This window comes from Tardiphaga sp. 768_D3_N2_1 (genome assembly GCF_052076105.1).
In the GTDB taxonomy this organism is placed as follows: Bacteria; Pseudomonadota; Alphaproteobacteria; order Rhizobiales; family Xanthobacteraceae; genus Tardiphaga.
On sequence record NZ_CP197245.1, the window covers coordinates 1,646,445 to 1,664,177 of the forward strand.

General features: G+C 59.8%; 14 protein-coding genes. 2 read left to right on the forward strand and 12 right to left on the reverse strand.

Annotation, left to right across the window (positions count from 1 at the left end):
• Positions 1 to 189: 189 nt before the first annotated feature.
• The 9 genes from oxlT (AB8A27_RS07470) to AB8A27_RS07510 all read right to left on the reverse strand — a co-directional run bounded on the left by oxlT (AB8A27_RS07470) (position 190) and on the right by AB8A27_RS07510 (position 11,231).
• The gene (gene oxlT / locus AB8A27_RS07470) at positions 190 to 1,494 is read right to left on the reverse strand and encodes an oxalate/formate MFS antiporter (RefSeq protein ID WP_441241374.1); all 1,305 of its coding nucleotides are present in this window, start codon (positions 1,492 to 1,494) and stop codon (positions 190 to 192) included.
• Between the two features lie 261 nt (positions 1,495 to 1,755).
• Positions 1,756 to 3,045 (reverse strand): oxalate/formate MFS antiporter, encoded by a 1,290-nt coding sequence (oxlT, locus tag AB8A27_RS07475; protein WP_441241375.1) that lies wholly within the window; start codon positions 3,043 to 3,045, stop codon positions 1,756 to 1,758.
• A 207-nt stretch (positions 3,046 to 3,252) separates the two neighbouring features.
• Positions 3,253 to 4,758, reverse strand: a complete 1,506-nt coding sequence (locus AB8A27_RS07480; RefSeq protein WP_441241376.1) for a tripartite tricarboxylate transporter permease — start codon at positions 4,756 to 4,758, stop codon at positions 3,253 to 3,255.
• 57 nt (positions 4,759 to 4,815) lie between these two features.
• Positions 4,816 to 5,313, reverse strand: a complete 498-nt coding sequence (locus tag AB8A27_RS07485; protein ID WP_441241377.1) for a tripartite tricarboxylate transporter TctB family protein — start codon at positions 5,311 to 5,313, stop codon at positions 4,816 to 4,818.
• Between the two features lie 120 nt (positions 5,314 to 5,433).
• Positions 5,434 to 6,447, reverse strand: a complete 1,014-nt coding sequence (locus AB8A27_RS07490) for a Bug family tripartite tricarboxylate transporter substrate binding protein (RefSeq protein WP_441241378.1) — start codon at positions 6,445 to 6,447, stop codon at positions 5,434 to 5,436.
• 499 nt (positions 6,448 to 6,946) lie between these two features.
• Entirely contained in the window at positions 6,947 to 7,084 is a 138-nt protein-coding gene (locus AB8A27_RS07495; RefSeq protein ID WP_441241379.1) for a hypothetical protein, read from the reverse strand.
• Between the two features lie 233 nt (positions 7,085 to 7,317).
• Positions 7,318 to 8,595, reverse strand: coding sequence for a formyl-CoA transferase (gene frc, locus AB8A27_RS07500; protein ID WP_441241380.1), 1,278 nt, complete (start codon positions 8,593 to 8,595; stop codon positions 7,318 to 7,320).
• A gap of 79 nt (positions 8,596 to 8,674) precedes the next feature.
• Positions 8,675 to 10,414: an oxalyl-CoA decarboxylase gene (oxc, locus tag AB8A27_RS07505; RefSeq protein ID WP_441241381.1), complete on the reverse strand. Its 1,740-nt coding sequence runs from the start codon at positions 10,412 to 10,414 to the stop codon at positions 8,675 to 8,677.
• A gap of 85 nt (positions 10,415 to 10,499) precedes the next feature.
• Positions 10,500 to 11,231: a GntR family transcriptional regulator gene (locus AB8A27_RS07510; protein WP_441241382.1), complete on the reverse strand. Its 732-nt coding sequence runs from the start codon at positions 11,229 to 11,231 to the stop codon at positions 10,500 to 10,502.
• A gap of 187 nt (positions 11,232 to 11,418) precedes the next feature.
• Here AB8A27_RS07510 and AB8A27_RS07515 point away from each other — a divergent pair, with 187 nt between their 5' ends.
• Positions 11,419 to 13,581, forward strand: a complete 2,163-nt coding sequence (locus AB8A27_RS07515; protein WP_092151640.1) for an acetate--CoA ligase family protein — start codon at positions 11,419 to 11,421, stop codon at positions 13,579 to 13,581.
• A 75-nt stretch (positions 13,582 to 13,656) separates the two neighbouring features.
• Here the strand turns inward: AB8A27_RS07515 and pncB are convergent, their stop codons facing one another.
• Entirely contained in the window at positions 13,657 to 14,958 is a 1,302-nt protein-coding gene (pncB, locus tag AB8A27_RS07520) for a nicotinate phosphoribosyltransferase (RefSeq protein ID WP_441241383.1), read from the reverse strand.
• A gap of 295 nt (positions 14,959 to 15,253) precedes the next feature.
• Between pncB and AB8A27_RS07525 the strand changes: the two genes are divergently transcribed.
• Positions 15,254 to 16,102, forward strand: coding sequence for a cyclase family protein (locus AB8A27_RS07525; RefSeq protein ID WP_158550499.1), 849 nt, complete (start codon positions 15,254 to 15,256; stop codon positions 16,100 to 16,102).
• 72 nt (positions 16,103 to 16,174) lie between these two features.
• On the opposite strand, the gene AB8A27_RS07530 is transcribed toward AB8A27_RS07525, so the two are convergent.
• Both AB8A27_RS07530 and AB8A27_RS07535 read right to left on the reverse strand, forming a co-directional pair.
• Positions 16,175 to 16,957, reverse strand: coding sequence for an ABC transporter ATP-binding protein (locus AB8A27_RS07530; RefSeq protein ID WP_441241384.1), 783 nt, complete (start codon positions 16,955 to 16,957; stop codon positions 16,175 to 16,177).
• Complete coding sequence (locus AB8A27_RS07535; protein WP_441241385.1) at positions 16,954 to 17,697, reverse strand: ABC transporter permease; 744 nt, start codon at positions 17,695 to 17,697, stop codon at positions 16,954 to 16,956. Before AB8A27_RS07535 ends, AB8A27_RS07530 begins: the two co-directional genes overlap by 4 nt.
• Positions 17,698 to 17,733 lie beyond the last annotated feature (36 nt).

A 17,733-nucleotide genomic window follows, 5' to 3' on the forward strand; every position in this document is an offset into this window, starting at 1 on the left:
GGATATCGAGGGGCGGTGGATCAAGAAAGAAAGTCAGTATTTCTGACGTTTATTTGCTGCATGGCGTGTCTTTCCGATGCCCTCCTGTCGCGCCGGGGATATCAAATCGGAGTTCTGGTATGCCAGGTGGGCATAAAAGAGGGGCGCACTCGCGTGCGCCCCTGAAATCTTGAAACGAGCTTCGATTGATCAGGCGGTCTTGGCGCTGTGCGCGGCGGCTTCCGCTACGGCAGGCTCGCTGCCCAGAATGAATGCGCGCCGCATCGGCTTGATCACGAACAGAGCGAGCAGGGCGGCAGTTGCGTTGAGTGCAACGGCGATCACGAATACGGCCTGCCATCCATAGCTCGCTGCGATCAGGCTCGCGAGTGGTACCAATAACGCTGCCGTGCCCTTCGCTGTATAAAGCATGCCGTTATTCGTCGCGGCATATTTGGCGCCGAATGTATCGCCTGACGTCGCCGGGAACAGGCTGTAGATCTCACCGAACACGCCGAAGTAAACGGCCGTCGCCAATACGAAGACGAGCGGATTGTGGCCATAGGCCGACAGTGTCAGCAGCATCACCGCGGCCGTGCCGAAAGCGATGAACATGGTGTGTTCACGACCGATCTGATCGGACAACCAGCCGAAGAGCGGGCGGCCGAACCCGTCGAAGATGCGATCGAGCGAGATGGCGAAGGTCAGTGCTGCCATCTGGAAGCCGGCCAATGTCACCGGAGAATTCGCAATCTTGTAGTCGTGGGCGATTGGCGCGATCTGCGCTGCGGTCATCAAGCCACCGGCAGCGACCATCACGAAGACCAGGTACATGACCCAGAAGATCGGACTGCGCAGCACTTGCGGCGGGGTGAAATCCGTTTTGGTCTGCGGCAGGTTGAGTTGTTTTTTCTTCACCGGTACGGCCTGCAGAGGCGGGCGCATGAAGAAGGCGAGCACGAACACGATCAGGCCCTGGCCGATGCCGAAGGTGAGGAAGGCATGTTCATAGCCGCTCTCGGCAATCATATGCGCGATCGGTACGATGGTGATCGCAGCGCCGGCGCCGAAGCCTGCCGCCGTGGCGCCCGCAGCGAGGCCGCGGCGATCGGGAAACCACTTCAGCGCATTGCCGACGCAGGTGCCGTAGACCGAGCCGGCGCCGATACCACCGACGACGGCGCCGGCATAAAGCATCACCAGCGAGTCCGCATAGGAGTTCAGCACCCAGGCGAGGCTGATCACGGCTCCGCCGAACATGATGACGACGCGGGGACCGTATTTGTCGACGAACCACGCTTCGACCGGCACCAGCCAGGTCTCGACGACGACGAACAAGGTGAAGGCGAGCTGGATCGCGGCGCGACCCCAGTGATACTTGGCGTCGATGGGATCGACGAACAGCGTCCATCCGTATTGCAGGTTGGCGATCATCGCCATGCAGAAGATGCCCATCACGAGTTGGATCCAGCGGAAGCTGGAGGTGGGGGCGGTGGGCGAGTTGGTGTAAGACATCGGGGGTCCTCCGAGCGCGCCTCTTGATTGCGACCTATGTCGCAAATGCTGTGGCTTATTGTCGCAAGCGTCGCTTTGGCGGAGACTGGTATATTATATTCCAACTTGCAACCGGCTGATGGAGCTCGAGCGCGAGTTTCGTTGGTGCACCGCAGCACAGCGAGACATGCGGCCAAGCCGGTCAATCATCTGATGAGCGCCCAGAACGCAAAACGCGCCCGGCCGGAGCCGGGCGCGTTGTTTTCGTGAGGAATTCGGCGTTTAGACCGCCTGAGCCTTGCTGACGACGACCTTGCGCCAAGGCTTCAGCACCGCAATGGCGAGCAGTGACGCGAGGATGTTGGCGCCGGCTGCAATGAGGAACACACTGTCCCAGGTGCCCGACGACTGCTGCATGTAGTTCGCGACCGGCACCAGAAGTGCCGCCGTTCCCTTGGCCGTATAGAGCAGGCCGGCATTGGTCGTTGCGAACTTGGAGCCGAAAGTGTCGGTGCAGGTCGACGGGAAGAGCGAGTAGATCTCACCCCAGGCGAAGAACACAAAGCCCGACAGCAGTACGAACCACAGCGGATCCTGGCCCCACATATACAGTGCCCAGATGCCGAGGCCTTCCATGCCGAAGGCAATGAACATCGTGTTCTCGCGGCCGATCATGTCGGAGATCCAGCCGAAGAACGGACGTGTCAGGCCGTTGAGCACGCGGTCGATCGTGGCTGCGAAGGTGACCGCCGTCATCGTCACGGCCATCAACGTGACGGGCACGTTGTCGATCTTCCAGTCAGCCGCAATGGGCTTCAGGTTCGCTGTCACCATCAGGCCACCGGCACCGACGATCACGAACATGAAGTACATCAGCCAGAAGATCGGATGGCGGATCACTTCCGTCGGAGCGTAGTTGCGGCGGGTCTGGATGATGTTCGCATTCTGCGTGACCGCCGGGACCTGTCCGGCCTTTGGCGCGAACAGGAAGAAGGCGAGGATCACGATGATGATGCCTTGTCCGAGACCGAAATACAGGAAGGTGGTCTGGAAGCCGGAATCCTTGATCATGGCCTGGATCGGCGCCACGGTGAGTGCAGAGCCTGCACCGAAGCCTGCAGCGGTGATGCCGGCGGCGAGGCCGCGCTTGTCGGGAAACCACTTCAGGGCGTTGCCGACGCAGGTGCCGTAGACGCCACCAGCGCCGATGCCTGCGATGATCATGCCGAGATAGAAGCCGTTGAGCGTTGTGGCCTGTGCGTTGATCGCCCAGCCAATGGCGCAAAGGATGCCGCCGATAAGGACGACGATCTTCGGGCCGTATTTATCGACGAACCATCCTTCGACCGGCACCAGCCAGGTTTCGAACAGCACGAAGAGGGTGAAGGCCCACTGGATCGAGGCGCGATCCCAGCCGAACTTCTTCTGGATGTCGGGGACGAAGAATGTCCAGCCGTATTGATAGTTGGCGATCATCACCATCGCGCCAACGCCGATGGCGAGTTGTGTCCAGCGATACGCGTCGCTGACACGTGCGGCTGTCGGCGCCGCTCCGTGAACTGCATCAGTCATCATTCCTCCTAAAGCGCTGTTCTATTGAGAGCTCGACAGCTGCGAAGGATAGTTTGGTATATGATATGCCAACTAACAAGCGAAATCTTGCCAATTTGCCGCTGCAAGTTTCGCATGCCTGAATGCTGTGTCGCTCCATGTTGCGACAGCAAAAAGCCGGCGGTTTGGACCGCCGGCTCCTGTTTTGAACAGGTATTTGGTTGTTAGTTACGCTGCTGCAGTGCGAGTACGCAGCCGGCTGAAGCCGTTCTGGATTACCGACCAGAACAGGGCGATCAGGCCGAGGATCATGATGCTGCTCACCAGCGTGTTCGAGAAGAAGATCCCGAGCGATCCCTGCGACCCCAGCAGCGACTGACGGAAGGCTTCCTCGGCCTTGTCGCCAAGTACGATGGCGAGCACCAGCGGAGCGAGGGGGTAATTACACTTCTTCAGTGCGTAACCGATGATTCCGAATACCAGCATCATCACGACGTCGAAGGTCGAGTTGTGGACCGAGTAGGCACCGATCGCACAGAGCACCAGGATGAGCGGTGCGATAATGCTGAATGGAACCCGCAGAATCGCTGCGAAGATCGGCACGCAGGTCAGCACGATGATCAGGCCGACGAGATTGCCGAGATACATCGAGGCGATCAGGCCCCAGACGAATTCCTTTTGCTCGACGAAGAGCATTGGCCCGGGCTGTAGCCCCCAAATCAAGAGACCGCCGAGCAGAACAGCAGCGGTCGGCGAGCCGGGGACGCCGAGCGAGAGCATCGGTAGCAGTGCGGCGGTACCAGCGGCATGTGCAGCTGTTTCCGGCGCGATGACGCCTTCGATCTCGCCCTTGCCGAAATTGTTGCCGTTCTTGGAAACGCGCTTGGCGATTCCGTAACTCATGAAGGATGCCGGCGTGGCACCTGCAGGCGTGACACCCATCCAGCAACCAATCACGCAGGAGCGCAGTGACGTCATCCAGTATTGCGGCAGGCTCATCCAGGTGCGGAGCACGACGCGAAGATCGATCTTCGCCTTGCCGCCCTGGAAGCGCAGGCCTTCTTCCATGGTGAGGAAGATTTCGCCAAGACCGAACAGACCGATGACCGCGATCAGGAAGTCGAAGCCATTGAGGAGTTCGGTCGAGCCGAAAGTGAGACGCAGTTGTCCCGTGATCGAGTCGAGCCCGACGGCAGCGAGTGCGAAGCCGATCATCATGGCAGCGATGGTCTTGAAAGGCGGTTCCTTACTCAGCCCGACGAAACTGCAGAATGCCAGGAAGTAGACCGCGAATTTCTCCGCGGGTCCGAACCGCAAGGCGAAGCCTGCGACCAGCGGCGCAACGAGCGTGATCATGATGACGGCGAACAGTGCGCCGACGAAAGAGGAGGTGAAGGCCGCGGTCAGCGATTCAGCGGCTTTGCCCTGCTGGGCCATCGGATAGCCGTCGAATGTCGTGGCCACCGACCATGGCTCTCCGGGAATGTTGAACAGGATCGAGGTGATCGCACCTCCGAACAAGGCGCCCCAATAGATGCAGGACAGCATGATGATGGCCGAGGTCGGCGGCATGCTGAAGGTGAGGGGCAGCAGGATCGCGACGCCGTTGGCGCCACCGAGGCCGGGCAACACACCGATGATCACGCCGAGCACAATGCCGAGGACCATCACGGCAATGTTGAACGGCTGCAGCGCGACCGCGAAACCCTGGAACAGATTAGCAATTTCTTCCATTTCGAGTAGTCCTTAGACAGAGACTGGCAGACGTAACGGAATTGGAGATCGCGGAAATTACAGGCCGAGCAGATCCTCGAGCGGTCCCTTGGGAAGCGGTACGAGAAACCAGCGTTCGAAGATCAGGTAGGTGACGACCGGCATGCCGAGGGAAATGGCGGCGATGATCGGCCAGTCGTATTTGCCGAGCCAGCGCATGAACCAGGCGATGAAGATCATCGACGACACGTAGAGGCCGATGAAGGGTAGGACGCCGACATAGATGCCGGTGGGAATGACAACGCTGAAGACCTGGCGCAGCTGGCCCCATTCGGCGAACAGATTGCCGTCATCCTCGCGCAGCGTGTTCCAGAGATTAATCAGGCTGGAGATGATGATGAACAGCCCGATATAGAACGGGAAGAACCCGGCTTTCGGTCCCTCCGCGCCCCAGTTGATCCCGGCCTTGACGCTGCCATAGACGACGATAGCGCCGAACAGACCGATGACGGTGGTGACGCCGGCTTCGACGGATTTATGAGTAGGGCCGGCATTGTGAGATTGCTGCGTGGTCATGGACAACTCTGTGTGAGAGAACTCTGCTTAAGAGATCTTGGTCGATCACCTTGATGCGAGCCGGATCTGATGTGTGATCAGGTCCGGCGTCATCGCATCCGCGTCAGTTAGTTGCCTGGCTCAGTTTCCTTGCGCGAGGAAGCCGGCTTCCTTCATCAGCGTTTCGTGGCGCTTCTCTTCGGTGCCGACCCAGCTGGCGTAGTCACCGCCGGTCATGAAGGTGGTATTGAAGGCGCCGTTCTTCATCAGGTCTTGCCATTCAGGCGTCGCGCGGACCTTCTTGAACAGCTCGACATAGTAGTCGACCTGATCCTTGGTGGCCTTCGGCGACATGAAGATGCCGCGGAGCATCACATACTCAATGTCGAGCCCTTGCGACTTGCAGGTTGGAATGTCCTTCCAGCCCTTGCCGTCGGCGACCTGTTCGTCATAGGCCATCGGCTTGCTGTCGAACACACAGAGCGGCCGCACCTTGCCGCCGCGCCACTGCGCAACAGCCTCGATCGGATTGTTCACGGTTGAGTCGACGTGCTGACCGACGAGCTGCACTGCGACTTCACCGCCGCCCTTGTAGGGGATGTAGGTGAACTTGCTGCCAATCGCTTTCTCGACCGCGACCGTGATGATCTGGTCTTCCTGCTTGGAGCCCGTGCCGCCCATCTTGATCGTGCCGGCCGGTGCGGCCTTCACGGCGTCGATATAGTCCTTCACTGTCTTGTACGGCTTGTCGGCATTCACCCACAATACGAACTCATCGAGTGCCAGCATCGCGACCGGCGTGAGATCCTTCCAGTTGAAGGGAATGCCGGTGGCGAGCGGTGTGGTGAACAGATTCGACAGGGTGATGATGATCTTGTGCGGATTGTTGTTCGCGGACTTCACATCGAGAAAGCCTTCGCCGCCGGCGCCGCCCGACTTGTTGATGACGACAAGCGGCTGCTTCATCAGGCTGTGCTTGGTGATGATGCCTTGAATGGTGCGCGCCATCTGATCGGCACCGCCGCCGGTGCCGGCGGGAACGATCAGTTCGACCGGGCGCGTCGGCTCCCATGCGGCGGACGCCGGGAGAGAAGCTCCCAGACAGAGAATGGATGCAGTGGCCGCCAGCGTGAGACATGAACCAAGGCGTTTCATTGTTTCTCTCCCATTCGTTTTGGTGGCGTCGATCGCTCGTCGACTTTGAAATCGTCAGTGCGTAGTCGGGTCTTCCTTCGAAAGTCCTGGCTGCAGGTGTGCAAACACGCCCTTGCGTGCGCCATATGCGCACGTCAGAGTGTCGAGCGACAAAGTCGCTCGCCTGCAAAAAGGATGAGTGGGTCTGGATCGCTTTGTCATGGCGCGCACGGCGTTGCATGCCCGCGAGGGCAGCTCAGCCTTTGTCCTCCCCAGGTATGCTTTCTATTCAAACGTGAAGCATTACCGTTCGCGCATTTTGGTATGCGATATGCCAAGCAGCAAGCGATTAGAGCCGTAAAAAGCCGCGCAGGCTGAAATGTCGCAGGGAGCGGGAAGCGTCGCTGCGATGCAATCTTGAAGGCAAAAAAAGCGGCCCCGGAAATCCGGGGCCAGTCTTCGGGAGGAACGCAGAGAATTCTGCGCGGGCTGGCCGCGCAAAAGTAGTTCAGTCGCAGCCTTACAGGCCGAAGCGGGGGAGATCGCCGTTGCGTGCCGAGATGCGTGCGCTGGCCATCAGCGCGCGATCGAGCGAGGCCATGAAGCGAGCGAAGAAGCCGGTGGAGGTCGCGAGGTCGAGGGAAGCAGTCTTCGACATGATTTGATCCTTTCCTGGAGGCTGCCTCGTGGTGGCGCCTCATCATCTGGGATCAATTTACGTATACCAGATGCCAAGGACAATTGTCTTGTTTGCATGACAGCATGAGGATTTTGCAGTGCGATATCGATCGATTTGATTTTCTTATTAAAGTTCCGACTTGATCACCACAAATGAAAAAGGCCGCCAACCGGCGGCCTTTCGTATGTAATTATCTGTTATTCCTATTGAAATTACTCAGCAGCAACCTTGCGCGGCGGATCGAGCGCGCCGGAATCGTGGATTTCGGCGACCTGATGATCGCTGAAGCCGAGCACCTGCTTGAGGATTTCGTCCGTATGTTCGCCGAGCAGCGGCGAACGCGTCACTTCAGTGGGGCTGGCCGATAGCTTAATCGGATTACCAACCGACAGATACTTGCCGCGTTCGGGGTGATCGACTTCGACCACGGTGCCGGTGGCGCGGAGCGACTGGTCTTCGGCCAGTTCCTTCATGGAGAGGATAGGACCGCAAGGAATGTCATCCTTGTTGAGGATCTCCATTGCCTCGAACTTGGTCTTGGTCATCGTCCACTGTTCGATGCGCGCGAAGATCTCATTGAGGCGCGGCAAACGAACGGCCGGCTTCGAATAGTTCGGGTCCGTCTTCCAGGTCGGCTCGCCGATCACATCGCAAATCTTCTCCCACACCGGCGCCTGGGTGATGAAGTAGATGTAGGAGTTCGGGTCGGTTTCCCAGCCCTTGCACTTCAGGATGCGGCCGGGCTGGCCACCGCCGGAGTCGTTACCGGCGCGGGGCACGGCATCGCCGAACGGAATGCCTTCGCCGAACTGGCTGTATTCCTTGAGCGGGCCATGGGCGAGGCGCTGCTGGTCGCGCAGCTTGACGCGCGAGAGATTCAGCACGCCGTCCTGCATTGCGGCGGTGACCTTCTGGCCCTTGCCGGTCTGCGTGCGCTGATAGAGCGCCGTGACGATGCCGAGGGCGAGATGCAGGCCGGTGCCGCTATCGCCGATCTGTGCGCCGGTGACGAGTGGCAGACCATCGCGGAAGCCAGTGGTGGAGGCCGCGCCGCCGGTGCATTGCGCGACGTTTTCATAGACCTTGCAGTCCTCATAGGGACCGGGACCGAAACCCTTGATCGAGGCGACGATCATCTTCGGGTTGATCTGCTGAATTTTTTCGAACGGGAAGCCCATGCGGTCGAGCACGCCGGGTCCGAAGTTCTCGACGAGAACATCGCACTCTTTCATCAGCGCGGTGAGGACTTCCTTGCCCTTCGGGTTCTTGGTGTCGAGGGTGATCGAACGCTTGTTGTGGTTCAGCATGGTGAAATAGAGGCTGTCCACATTCGGCACGTCCTGCAGCTGGCCGCGGGTGATGTCACCGACGCCCGGCCGCTCGACCTTGATCACGTCGGCGCCGAACCATGCCAGCAACTGCGTGCAGGTCGGGCCGGACTGAACGTGTGTGAAATCCAGAATACGAACGCCTTTAAGCGCCTGTGTCATTGCTTTACTCCCGTCGTTATCTGTTTGCCGCTTCGGCCATTGAAAGGGTGGCGGGATCGTCTGACCCCGCCGGATCGCTTTATTTCTTCTTGCTGAGCACGCTCTGCGGATTGAGGTTGCCGATACGGCCGCTCTCGCTGCCGGCCGCCGGATCAATCACCGCATTGATGAGCGTCGGCTTGCCGGAATCCATCGCCGCATTGACGGCACGCTTGAGTTCGTCGGGCGAGGTCGCGTTGATGCCAACGCCGCCGAATGCTTCCATCATCTTGTCGTAGCGCGAGCCCTTGACGAAGACGGTGGGCGCCACGTCCGGGCCGCCGGTCGGATTGACGTCGGTGCCGCGATAGATGCCGTCATTGTTGAAGACGACGATGCAGACCGGCAGATTGTAGCGGCAGATCGTCTCGACCTCCATGCCGCTAAAGCCAAATGCGCTGTCGCCTTCGATCGCCAGCACCGGCTTGCCGGTCTCGACGGCGGCGGCGATGCAGTAGCCCATGCCGATGCCCATGATGCCCCAGGTGCCGACATCGATGCGCTTGCGCGGCTGATACATGTCGACGATGCCGCGGGCGAGATCGAGGGTGTTGGCGCCTTCATTGACGAGCATCGCGTCGGGCCGCTCGGCAATGATGGTGCGGAGGACGCCGAGCGCGCCGTGATAGTCCATCGGCGAGTTGTTGTTCATCAGCTTCGGCGCCATCTTCGCGACGTTCTCGTCGCGCTTCGTGGTGACGGCGGATGTCCAGTCGGACGATGCCTTCTGCCAGCTCTTGCCCATGCCATCGAGCAAAGCCGCGACGCAGGAGCCGATATCGCCAACGACAGGCGCGACGATCTCGACGTTGGAATCCATTTCCTTCGGCTCGATGTCGATCTGGATGAACTTCTTGGGTGCGCTGCCCCAGGCCTTGCCCTTGCCGTGCGACAGCAGCCAGTTGAGGCGTGCGCCGATCAGCATGACGACGTCCGAGTCCTTCAGCACGGTGGAGCGCGCAGCGCCCGCACACTGCGGATGCGTGTCGGGCAGGAGACCCTTGGCCATGCTCATGGGCAGGAACGGAATGCCGGATGTCTCGACGAGTGCCTTCACGGCATCGTCGGCCTGCGCATAGGCGGCGCCCTTGCCGAGGATGATCAGTGGCTTCTTCGCCGACTTCAGCACGTCGAGTGCGCGCTTGATCGAATCCGGGGCAGGGATCTGCGCCGGCGCGGCGTCGATCACCTTCACGAGCGACTTCTTGCCCGCATCGGCATTCATCACCTGACCGAACAGCTTGGCCGGCAGATCGAGATAGACGCCGCCGGGACGGCCGGACACCGCGGCGCGGATGGCGCGCGCGAGGCCGATACCGATGTCCTGCGCGTGCAGCACGCGGAACGCGGCCTTGCACAGCGGCTTGGCGATCGCGAGTTGATCCATTTCTTCGTAGTCGCCCTGCTGAAGGTCGACGATCTCGCGCTCCGACGAGCCGGAGATCAGGATCATCGGGAAGCAGTTGGTGGTGGCGTGGGCGAGCGCGGTGAGGCCGTTGAGGAAGCCGGGGGCCGATACGGTCAGGCAGACGCCGGGCTTCTTGGTGAGATAGCCAGCGATGGACGCGGCATAGCCGGCGGCCTGTTCGTGACGGAACGAGAGCACGCGAATGCCTTCGGCCTGCGCCATGCGGCCGAAGTCGGTAATCGGAATACCGGGTACGCCATAGATCGTGTTGAGACCGTTGAGCTTGAGAGCATCGATGATCAGATGGAAGCCATCGGTCAGTTCCTGCTCGGCGGCTGCGTTGGTATCGATGCTGTGGACTACTGCGGACATTCCGCTCTCCCTGACTTTTCTTGTGACTGTTGGTCGTTGCTCAATTAGACGTGGTGCAGAGTGATGAACCGTCGCGAGACGGCGCTTACGTAAACAATTCCTGGCCGTGGGCTTCGACATAAGACGCCAGACCCAGCGTGTGATCGCGTGCGCGCTTTTCCGCGAGTTCGGTGTTGCGCTCCTCGAGCGCTTCGATGATGGCCAGATGCTCGGGCAGGGACGTCGCGGTACGGTCGGTGCGTCCGATCGTCAGCTGACGATAGCCGCGCACGTGCAGCAGAATATCGTTGGTCATGTCGACCAGCACCGGCGACTCGCTGAGCGAGATCAGTGCCTGGTGGAAAGCGATATTCGCCTTCGAATATTCCTCAACGTGGTCCTGCGGCAGACGGTCCTTGTTGAAGTCCTTGAAGAAGTCGCGCAGCGCCGAGATATCTTTCTTGCGCGCCGTGGTGGTGATCAGACGGGCGGCCATGCTTTCCAGCGCCGCCCAGGCGCGGATCATGTCGACGATCTCGGTCTTGGTCTTTCTGACAACGACGATGCCGCGGCGTGGCACAGTCTTTACGAAGCCATCCTGCTCCAGCATCGCAATGGCTTCGCGGATAGGTGTGCGGCTGACACCAAGCCGTTCCGACAGAGCGCGCTCGTCGAGCATCACCGGATCGGCCGAGGTGTAGATGTCCATCTTCAAAATGGCTTCTTTCAAGGCTTCATAAGCCTTGGTCTTGAAGCTGGTCTCCGGTGCAATCCGAACGATCGCAATATCGGCTTCAGACATGACGGACGGCGCCTTGGTTTGTTTTCGCGTGGGCATGAATCATCTCCAGTCGAGATGTCCTACCACAGAAATAACGTCAAGAATTTTTGGCATACCAGATGCCAGCATGTCAAGATGACAGCTATTTCAGCAATTTTGCGCTGCAACGCGCCTTGACAATCAAGTTTCTGGCATACCAAATGCCATCAATCCGTCTATTGGAAAAGACGTGAAGGAGGAAGCCATGTCTCAATCGAATCTTGCCGTCAAAGAAGCAACACCATCGGCGAAACAGGCCGTCCGCAAAGTTCTCGATGCGGTCAAAGCCGACAAGCGCACCAGCCTGACCGCCCCCGAAGGCAAGCTGGTCTGCGACGCATACGGCATTCCCGTGCCGAAGGAAGGTGTGGCCACCTCAGCCGCCGACGCTGCCAAGATGGCAAGCGGCATGGGCTTCCCGGTCGTGATGAAGATCGTCTCGCCGGACATTCTCCACAAGACCGAAGCTGGCGGCGTCATCGTTGGCGTCAAGACCGCCGAAGACGCGCAGAAAGCCTATGACACCATTCTGGCCAATGCCAAGAAGTACAAGGCCGATGCCAAGATAGAGGGCATCCAGGTTCAGCAGATGCTGATGGGCGGCACCGAAGTGATCATCGGCTCGATCACCGACGGTTCGTTCGGCAAGCTGGTGGCGTTCGGTCTCGGCGGCGTGCTCGTCGAAGTGCTGAAGGATGTCACCTTCCGTCTCGCCCCCGCGACCAACGAGGATGCGTTGTCGATGCTCGACGGCATCCAGGCCGCCGAGATGCTGCATGGCGTACGTGGCGGCGATCCTGCCAATCGTGAAGCGCTGGCCGACATCATCGTCAAGGTGTCGCAGCTCGTCAGCGATTTCCCTGAAATGGTCGAGCTCGACCTTAATCCGGTCTTCGCGACCAAGAAGGATGCGATCGCCGCCGACGTGCGCATCGTCGTCGATTTCGACTACAAGCCGAAGCCGGCACCGCGCGCCAAGGAAGAGATCGTTGCGGCCATGAACCGCATCATGATGCCGAAAGCCGTTGCCGTAATCGGCGCCTCTGCCGAAGACGGGAAGATCGGCAACTCCGTGATGAAGAATCTCATCAACGGCGGCTACAAGGGCGAGATTTATCCGATCCATCCGAAGGCCGACGAGATTATGGGCCGCAAGGCCTATAAGAGTGTCAAGGATGTCCCGGGCGTGATCGACACGGCGGTGTTCGCGATCCCCGCCAAGTTCGTAGCCGGTGCGCTGACCGAATGCGGCGAGAAGAAAATTCCGGGCGCGGTGCTGATCCCGTCGGGTTTCGCCGAAGCCAACGAGCCTGAACTGCAGGAAGAAATTGTCGCCATCGGCAAGAAATACGATGTCCGCCTGATGGGGCCGAACATCTATGGCTTCTACTATACGCCGGCCAATCTCTGCGCGACGTTCTGTACCGCTTACGATGTGAAGGGTTCGGCGGCACTATCGTCGCAGTCCGGTGGTATCGGCATGGCGATCATCGGCTTCTCGCGCTCGGCCAAGATGGGCGTGTCGGCCATCGTTGGTCTCGGCAACAAGTCGGATATCGACGAGGACGATCTGCTCGCCTTCTTCGAACAGGATCCGAACACCACGATCATCGCGCAGCACTGCGAAGATCTGAAGGATGGTCGTGCCTTCGCGGAAGCCGCCAAGCGCGTCTCCAAGAAGAAGCCGGTCGTCGTCCTCAAGGCGGGCCGCACATCGGCCGGCGCCAAGGCGGCCTCGTCGCATACCGGCGCGCTCGCCGGCAATGACAAGATCTATGAGGACGTGCTGAAGCAGTCCGGCGTCATTCGTGCACGTTCGCTGCGTCAGCTCCTCGAATTCGCGCGTGGCATCCCTGTGCTGCCGACGCCGAAGGGCGAGAACGTTCTGATCATCACCGGTGCCGGTGGTTCGGGCGTGCTGCTGTCGGATGCGGTGGTCGATAACGGCTTGTCGCTGATGGCGATGCCGCCGGATCTCGATGCGGCGTTCCGCAAGTTCATCCCGCCGTTCGGCGCGGCTGGCAATCCGGTCGACATCACCGGTGGCGAACCGCCGATCACCTACGTCAACACCGTGAAGCTTGGTCTCGAAGATGAGCGCATCCACTCGCTGATCCTCGGCTACTGGCACACGATCGTGACGCCGCCGATGGTGTTCGCCAAGAACATGGTCGAGATCAAGAATGCGATGAAGGCCAAGGGCATCGAGAAGCCGATGGTCGCGTCGCTCGCGGGTGACATCGAGGTCGAGGAAGCCGCCGAATATCTCTACCTGAACGGCATTCCGGCCTATGCCTATTCGACGGAGCTTCCGGTGGAAGTGCTCGGCGCTAAGTACAAGTGGGCGCGCGGAGCAGGCTTGCTGTAAGCAGCGCTTTCTAGATCAAAAACGAAGCGCCGCTCGGGAAACCGGGCGGCGCTTTTTTGCGTTTGTAGTTTTGGATTAAACGATCACGGGCTGTTCGGCGACGCCCTCACGGCCGAAGATACGCAGATAGCGTTCGATCTCTGCAGGGCTGCTCCCGGTGGTCTTGGCCGGATTGTCCGACAGCTTCACGGCCGAGCGGCCGTTGGCATAGGTGACCTTGCAGACCAGGCTGATCGGGTCGAGCGAGTCGAGCCCGCGCGGATGGGCGCCGCGGAAGTCGTTGGTGGCCATGGTGCCCCAGCCGAAGCTCTCGCGAATACGGCCGCGAAAGCGCTGATGCAGATCGATCATCAGATCGACTTCGAGCCCGTCGCTGAACATCGCGCGTTTTTTGCGCGGGTCTTCGCCGCGCATGGCGTACCAGGCGATCATCTCTTCGCCTGCCGCAACCGGCTCCTTGCTGTCCATGCGCATACCGGTCCATTTCGAGGCCCAGGGCGGCGCATCGCGCAGGAACTGCGTCATGCCGAAGGTGTCGGGCAGGATGATCAGGAGCTCGCCGTCATAGACCTCCTGCCATTTTGCCAACACATCGTATTGCGCGGATTTGAGCGCCTCGTCGTTCTCGGCGAGGCAGGCGAACACCATCGGCAGTTCATGCGAATTGGTGCCGATGGCCTCGAATGAATGCTTGAACGCGAGCAGGGCGTTGGAGGTGCCGACGAAGCTGCGGCCAAGCTCATTGGCCATCGCATCCGTCACCCATTCCTGCCACAGATAGCCGTGACGGCGTCTCGTGCCGAATTCCGCAAGTCTGAGGTCGGGATGGGACTTGAGCTTCTTGATCTTGTTCCAGATCTTGGTCTTGGTCTGGGCGTAGAGAATGTCGAGCTCGAATTTGTCGAGGGTGGACATCGCAATCCGCGAGCGCAGCTCGCTGACGATGGCGAGTGCATAGATTTCCCACATGGTGACTTCGGCCCAGGAGCCTTCGAAAGTCAGGACATATTGACCATCGATGGTCTCAAGCTTGTAGTCAGGCAACCTGAAGCTGCGCAGATATTCGATATATTCCGGACGGAAGATGTCGCGGCGGCCATAGAAGCGGTTACCCGCCAGCCAGATCAGTTCGTTCTCGCGGAATGAGAGCGTGCGGGCATGATCGAGCTGGGCGCGCAGCACCGCTTCCGGAATGATCTCGGCGAGCCGGACGGTCTTGGTCCGGTTGATCAGGCCGAAGGTTACGGGCACCTTCGGATAGAGCATCCAGATGAACTGGTGCATCAGGAATTTGTAGAAGTCGGTGTCCAGCAATGACCGGATGATCGGATCGAGCCGGTAGTTGTGATTGTGGACCCGGGTGGCGAAATCCATCATGGCAACGCCACTCCTGGTAACGTGCCTGATCGTGGCACCTGCACCGAAACGGCAGTGGCCGCATCGCTGACGCTGTCTTTGCAGCAGTTCATTAAATTGGCGTATCCGCCGGGTTTATCGATGTCAACGCAAGCGCTGAACGGCGCTTTCACAATCGAGGATTGTCGTGGCAGCCCGGCGTTTGTCGGTCTGTTTCTGGCCCTGATCCTGCATCTGCGGGCATTGCGCAGAATTGTTTGCATGCTTACGATTTCCACCTGCCGGTGGGCGCCCCGAAACGATGAAGGACAGCACCATGAAAGTCGTCGATCTCTCCCACGTCATGAACATCCACACGCCCGGCTGGGTCGGCTATGCCGGCAACAAGATGTATTATGCCCAGAACCTGCAGACGCAGATGATCGTGGCGCAGCGGATCGAGACGGCGCTGCATGCCGGCACCCATTTCGACGGCGCGATGCACGCCACCGACGGGCGCAAGGGCGACATGGCCTCGCTGCCACTGGACTATCTGTTCAATCGCGGCGTCGTCGTCGATATCTCCAGCAAGATGCATGACTGGGCGGTGATCACGCCGGAGATTATCGAGAGCTCGGGTGCCGACATCCGCGAGGGTGACATCCTGATCCTGCACACCGGCTGGCACAAATATTACGAAGGGCAGGCGCAGCAGGATCTGGTGAAATACTTCTGCTATCACCCCGGTCCGAACCTCGACACGCTGCACTGGATGCTCGAGAAGAAGATCAAATGGTTCGGCATGGATACCGGGTCCTGCGATCACTCCATGAACACCTCGATCCGCAATATGCGTCCGGACATCGCTGCGCAATTCACCAAGAAACACGGCAAGACGCCGGCTGAGTTCTTCGGCACTTTCGAATACACGCACAAGCTCTCGGGCCGGCATGTCTCTGCCGACATGTTCCCGTTCCACAATTACGCATTCCAGGAAGGCCTGTTGCATGCCGAGAATATCGGCGGCGACATCGAGCTGATGCTGAACCAGCGCTGCCTGATCGGCGCATTCCCCTGGCGCTATGACGGGCTTGAGTCATGCCCGTGCCGCATTCTGTGCTTCGCGGATACCGGCGATGCTTCGGTGGAGGCCATGGGGAACGCGGCGAAGGCGATTATGGGGTGAGGTAGCTACGACACACTCCGTCATGCCCGGGACAGGCCCGGGCATGACGTGGAGAGGTCGGTGGATCGTTGTCTAGCGTTTCAATCTCGGATCGGGCGCGTTTGCCTGCAGCGTATTCTGGATGCCTTCGCGGAGCAGGGGGTAATCCGCGCGGTCCCAGTCCGCCATCCTGATATCGGCGAGCAATGTCGCGGACGTGCCGAACACCACGATGCGGTCGCCCACGGCCATGGCTTCTTCGAGCTGATGCGTGATCAGGATCGCCGTCGATTTAAACTCCCGTGCCAGTTCGACGAACGTCTTGCGCAGATCGTTCGCCGTCACTTCATCGAGCGCACTGAAGGATTCATCCGCCAGCAGAATTTCCGGCTGTACGGCAAAGGCGCGTGCAATCGCCACGCGCTGGCGCATGCCGCCCGAGAGTTCGCGCGGATAGGCATTGGCGAATTTCTCCAGACCGAGCCGTTTCAGCCAAGTCATCGCGCGTTCCTGCTGAATGTCTTCGGCCACGCCGATCAGTTCGAGCGGCAGCTTGACGTTGTCGAGTGCGGAGCGCCACGGAAACAGCCGGTCCTGCTGGAAGATCGTCGCGATCTTGCCGCGAAAGGCATTGAAGTCGTCATAAGGCGTCTTGGTGCCAATGGTGATGCTGCCGGCGGTGGGATGTTCTAGCCCGATCAAGAGATCGAACAGGGTCGATTTTCCGCAACCGGTCTTTCCGACGATGGCGACGAGCTCGCCGGGTTCGATGCGCAGCGTGAGTTGGTCGATAGCGACGATTGATTGGCCCGAGGTCGTCTGGCGAAACACCTTGCGCAGTTGCGCGATCTCGATGGGTGCTGAAAGTCCGCTCATGCTCGCCACCGCAGGACACGTGTTTCGAGCTGCACGAGTAAAGCCTCAAGGAGAAAAAGCAGGACGACCAGCACCAGCGTCCAGGCAAACACGTCGGCGACGGAGAATAGTTCCTGTGCCACGGATAGCTGATGCCCGATGCCGGTGACTGCGCCGACGAGTTCAGCGATGGTCACGACGCGTATGGCGAGGCTGAGCGTGATCTTCCAGCTCGTGATGATCCCCGGCGTGATCGCCGGCAACATCAGCTTGTGAAAGAACTGGAAAGGCGTCGGCCGGAAGGAGCGGATCATCTGCTTCAGGTCGCGCGAGACTTCACGCATGTTGTCGAGGGCATCGACGGTGAAGACCGGCGCGCAAACGACAACCAGCACGAAGACGATGCGGAATTCGACGCCCTTGAACCACAGTACCGCGAACAGGATCCATGAGACGACAGGTACGGCCATCAGGATACGCACCATCGGGCGCAGATATTTCTCGACGCTCTCGGACAGATACATCAGCACTGCCACCAGCAGTCCGATGACGAAGGAGACAATTAGCGACAGCAGCACGCGACCCAGCGTCACCGCGACGTCGAGCGGGGTGATCTTGGTCAGGCTTTCGGCAATACGGCCAAGGCTTGGGATCGCGAAAGCAGGAATGCCCAGCGATGGCGCGAGATAGGACATGACCTGCCAGACCACTGCGAAGAGCACGATCGATATGATCGTCTCGCGCGGCAGGCTGGAGATCATCAGGCTACGCCTGGGTTCTTCGAATGGCGTGGCAGG

Excerpts from the sequence above, each read along its gene's own strand:
- AB8A27_RS07515 (WP_092151640.1), top strand. The coding sequence starts at position 11,419 with ATGTCTCAATCGAATCTTGCCGTCAAAGAAGCAACACCATCGGCGAAA.
- oxc (WP_441241381.1), bottom strand. The coding sequence starts at position 10,414 with ATGTCCGCAGTAGTCCACAGCATCGATACCAACGCAGCCGCCGAGCAG.
- AB8A27_RS07525 (WP_158550499.1), top strand. The coding sequence starts at position 15,254 with ATGAAAGTCGTCGATCTCTCCCACGTCATGAACATCCACACGCCCGGC.
- AB8A27_RS07490 (WP_441241378.1), bottom strand. The coding sequence starts at position 6,447 with ATGAAACGCCTTGGTTCATGTCTCACGCTGGCGGCCACTGCATCCATT.
- oxlT (WP_441241374.1), bottom strand. The coding sequence starts at position 1,494 with ATGTCTTACACCAACTCGCCCACCGCCCCCACCTCCAGCTTCCGCTGG.
- pncB (WP_441241383.1), bottom strand. The coding sequence starts at position 14,958 with ATGATGGATTTCGCCACCCGGGTCCACAATCACAACTACCGGCTCGAT.
- AB8A27_RS07530 (WP_441241384.1), bottom strand. The coding sequence starts at position 16,957 with ATGAGCGGACTTTCAGCACCCATCGAGATCGCGCAACTGCGCAAGGTG.
- AB8A27_RS07495 (WP_441241379.1), bottom strand. The coding sequence starts at position 7,084 with ATGTCGAAGACTGCTTCCCTCGACCTCGCGACCTCCACCGGCTTCTTC.
- oxlT (WP_441241375.1), bottom strand. The coding sequence starts at position 3,045 with ATGACTGATGCAGTTCACGGAGCGGCGCCGACAGCCGCACGTGTCAGC.
- AB8A27_RS07535 (WP_441241385.1), bottom strand. The coding sequence starts at position 17,697 with ATGATCTCCAGCCTGCCGCGCGAGACGATCATATCGATCGTGCTCTTC.
- AB8A27_RS07485 (WP_441241377.1), bottom strand. The coding sequence starts at position 5,313 with ATGACCACGCAGCAATCTCACAATGCCGGCCCTACTCATAAATCCGTC.
- frc (WP_441241380.1), bottom strand. The coding sequence starts at position 8,595 with ATGACACAGGCGCTTAAAGGCGTTCGTATTCTGGATTTCACACACGTT.
- AB8A27_RS07510 (WP_441241382.1), bottom strand. The coding sequence starts at position 11,231 with ATGCCCACGCGAAAACAAACCAAGGCGCCGTCCGTCATGTCTGAAGCC.
- AB8A27_RS07480 (WP_441241376.1), bottom strand. The coding sequence starts at position 4,758 with ATGGAAGAAATTGCTAATCTGTTCCAGGGTTTCGCGGTCGCGCTGCAG.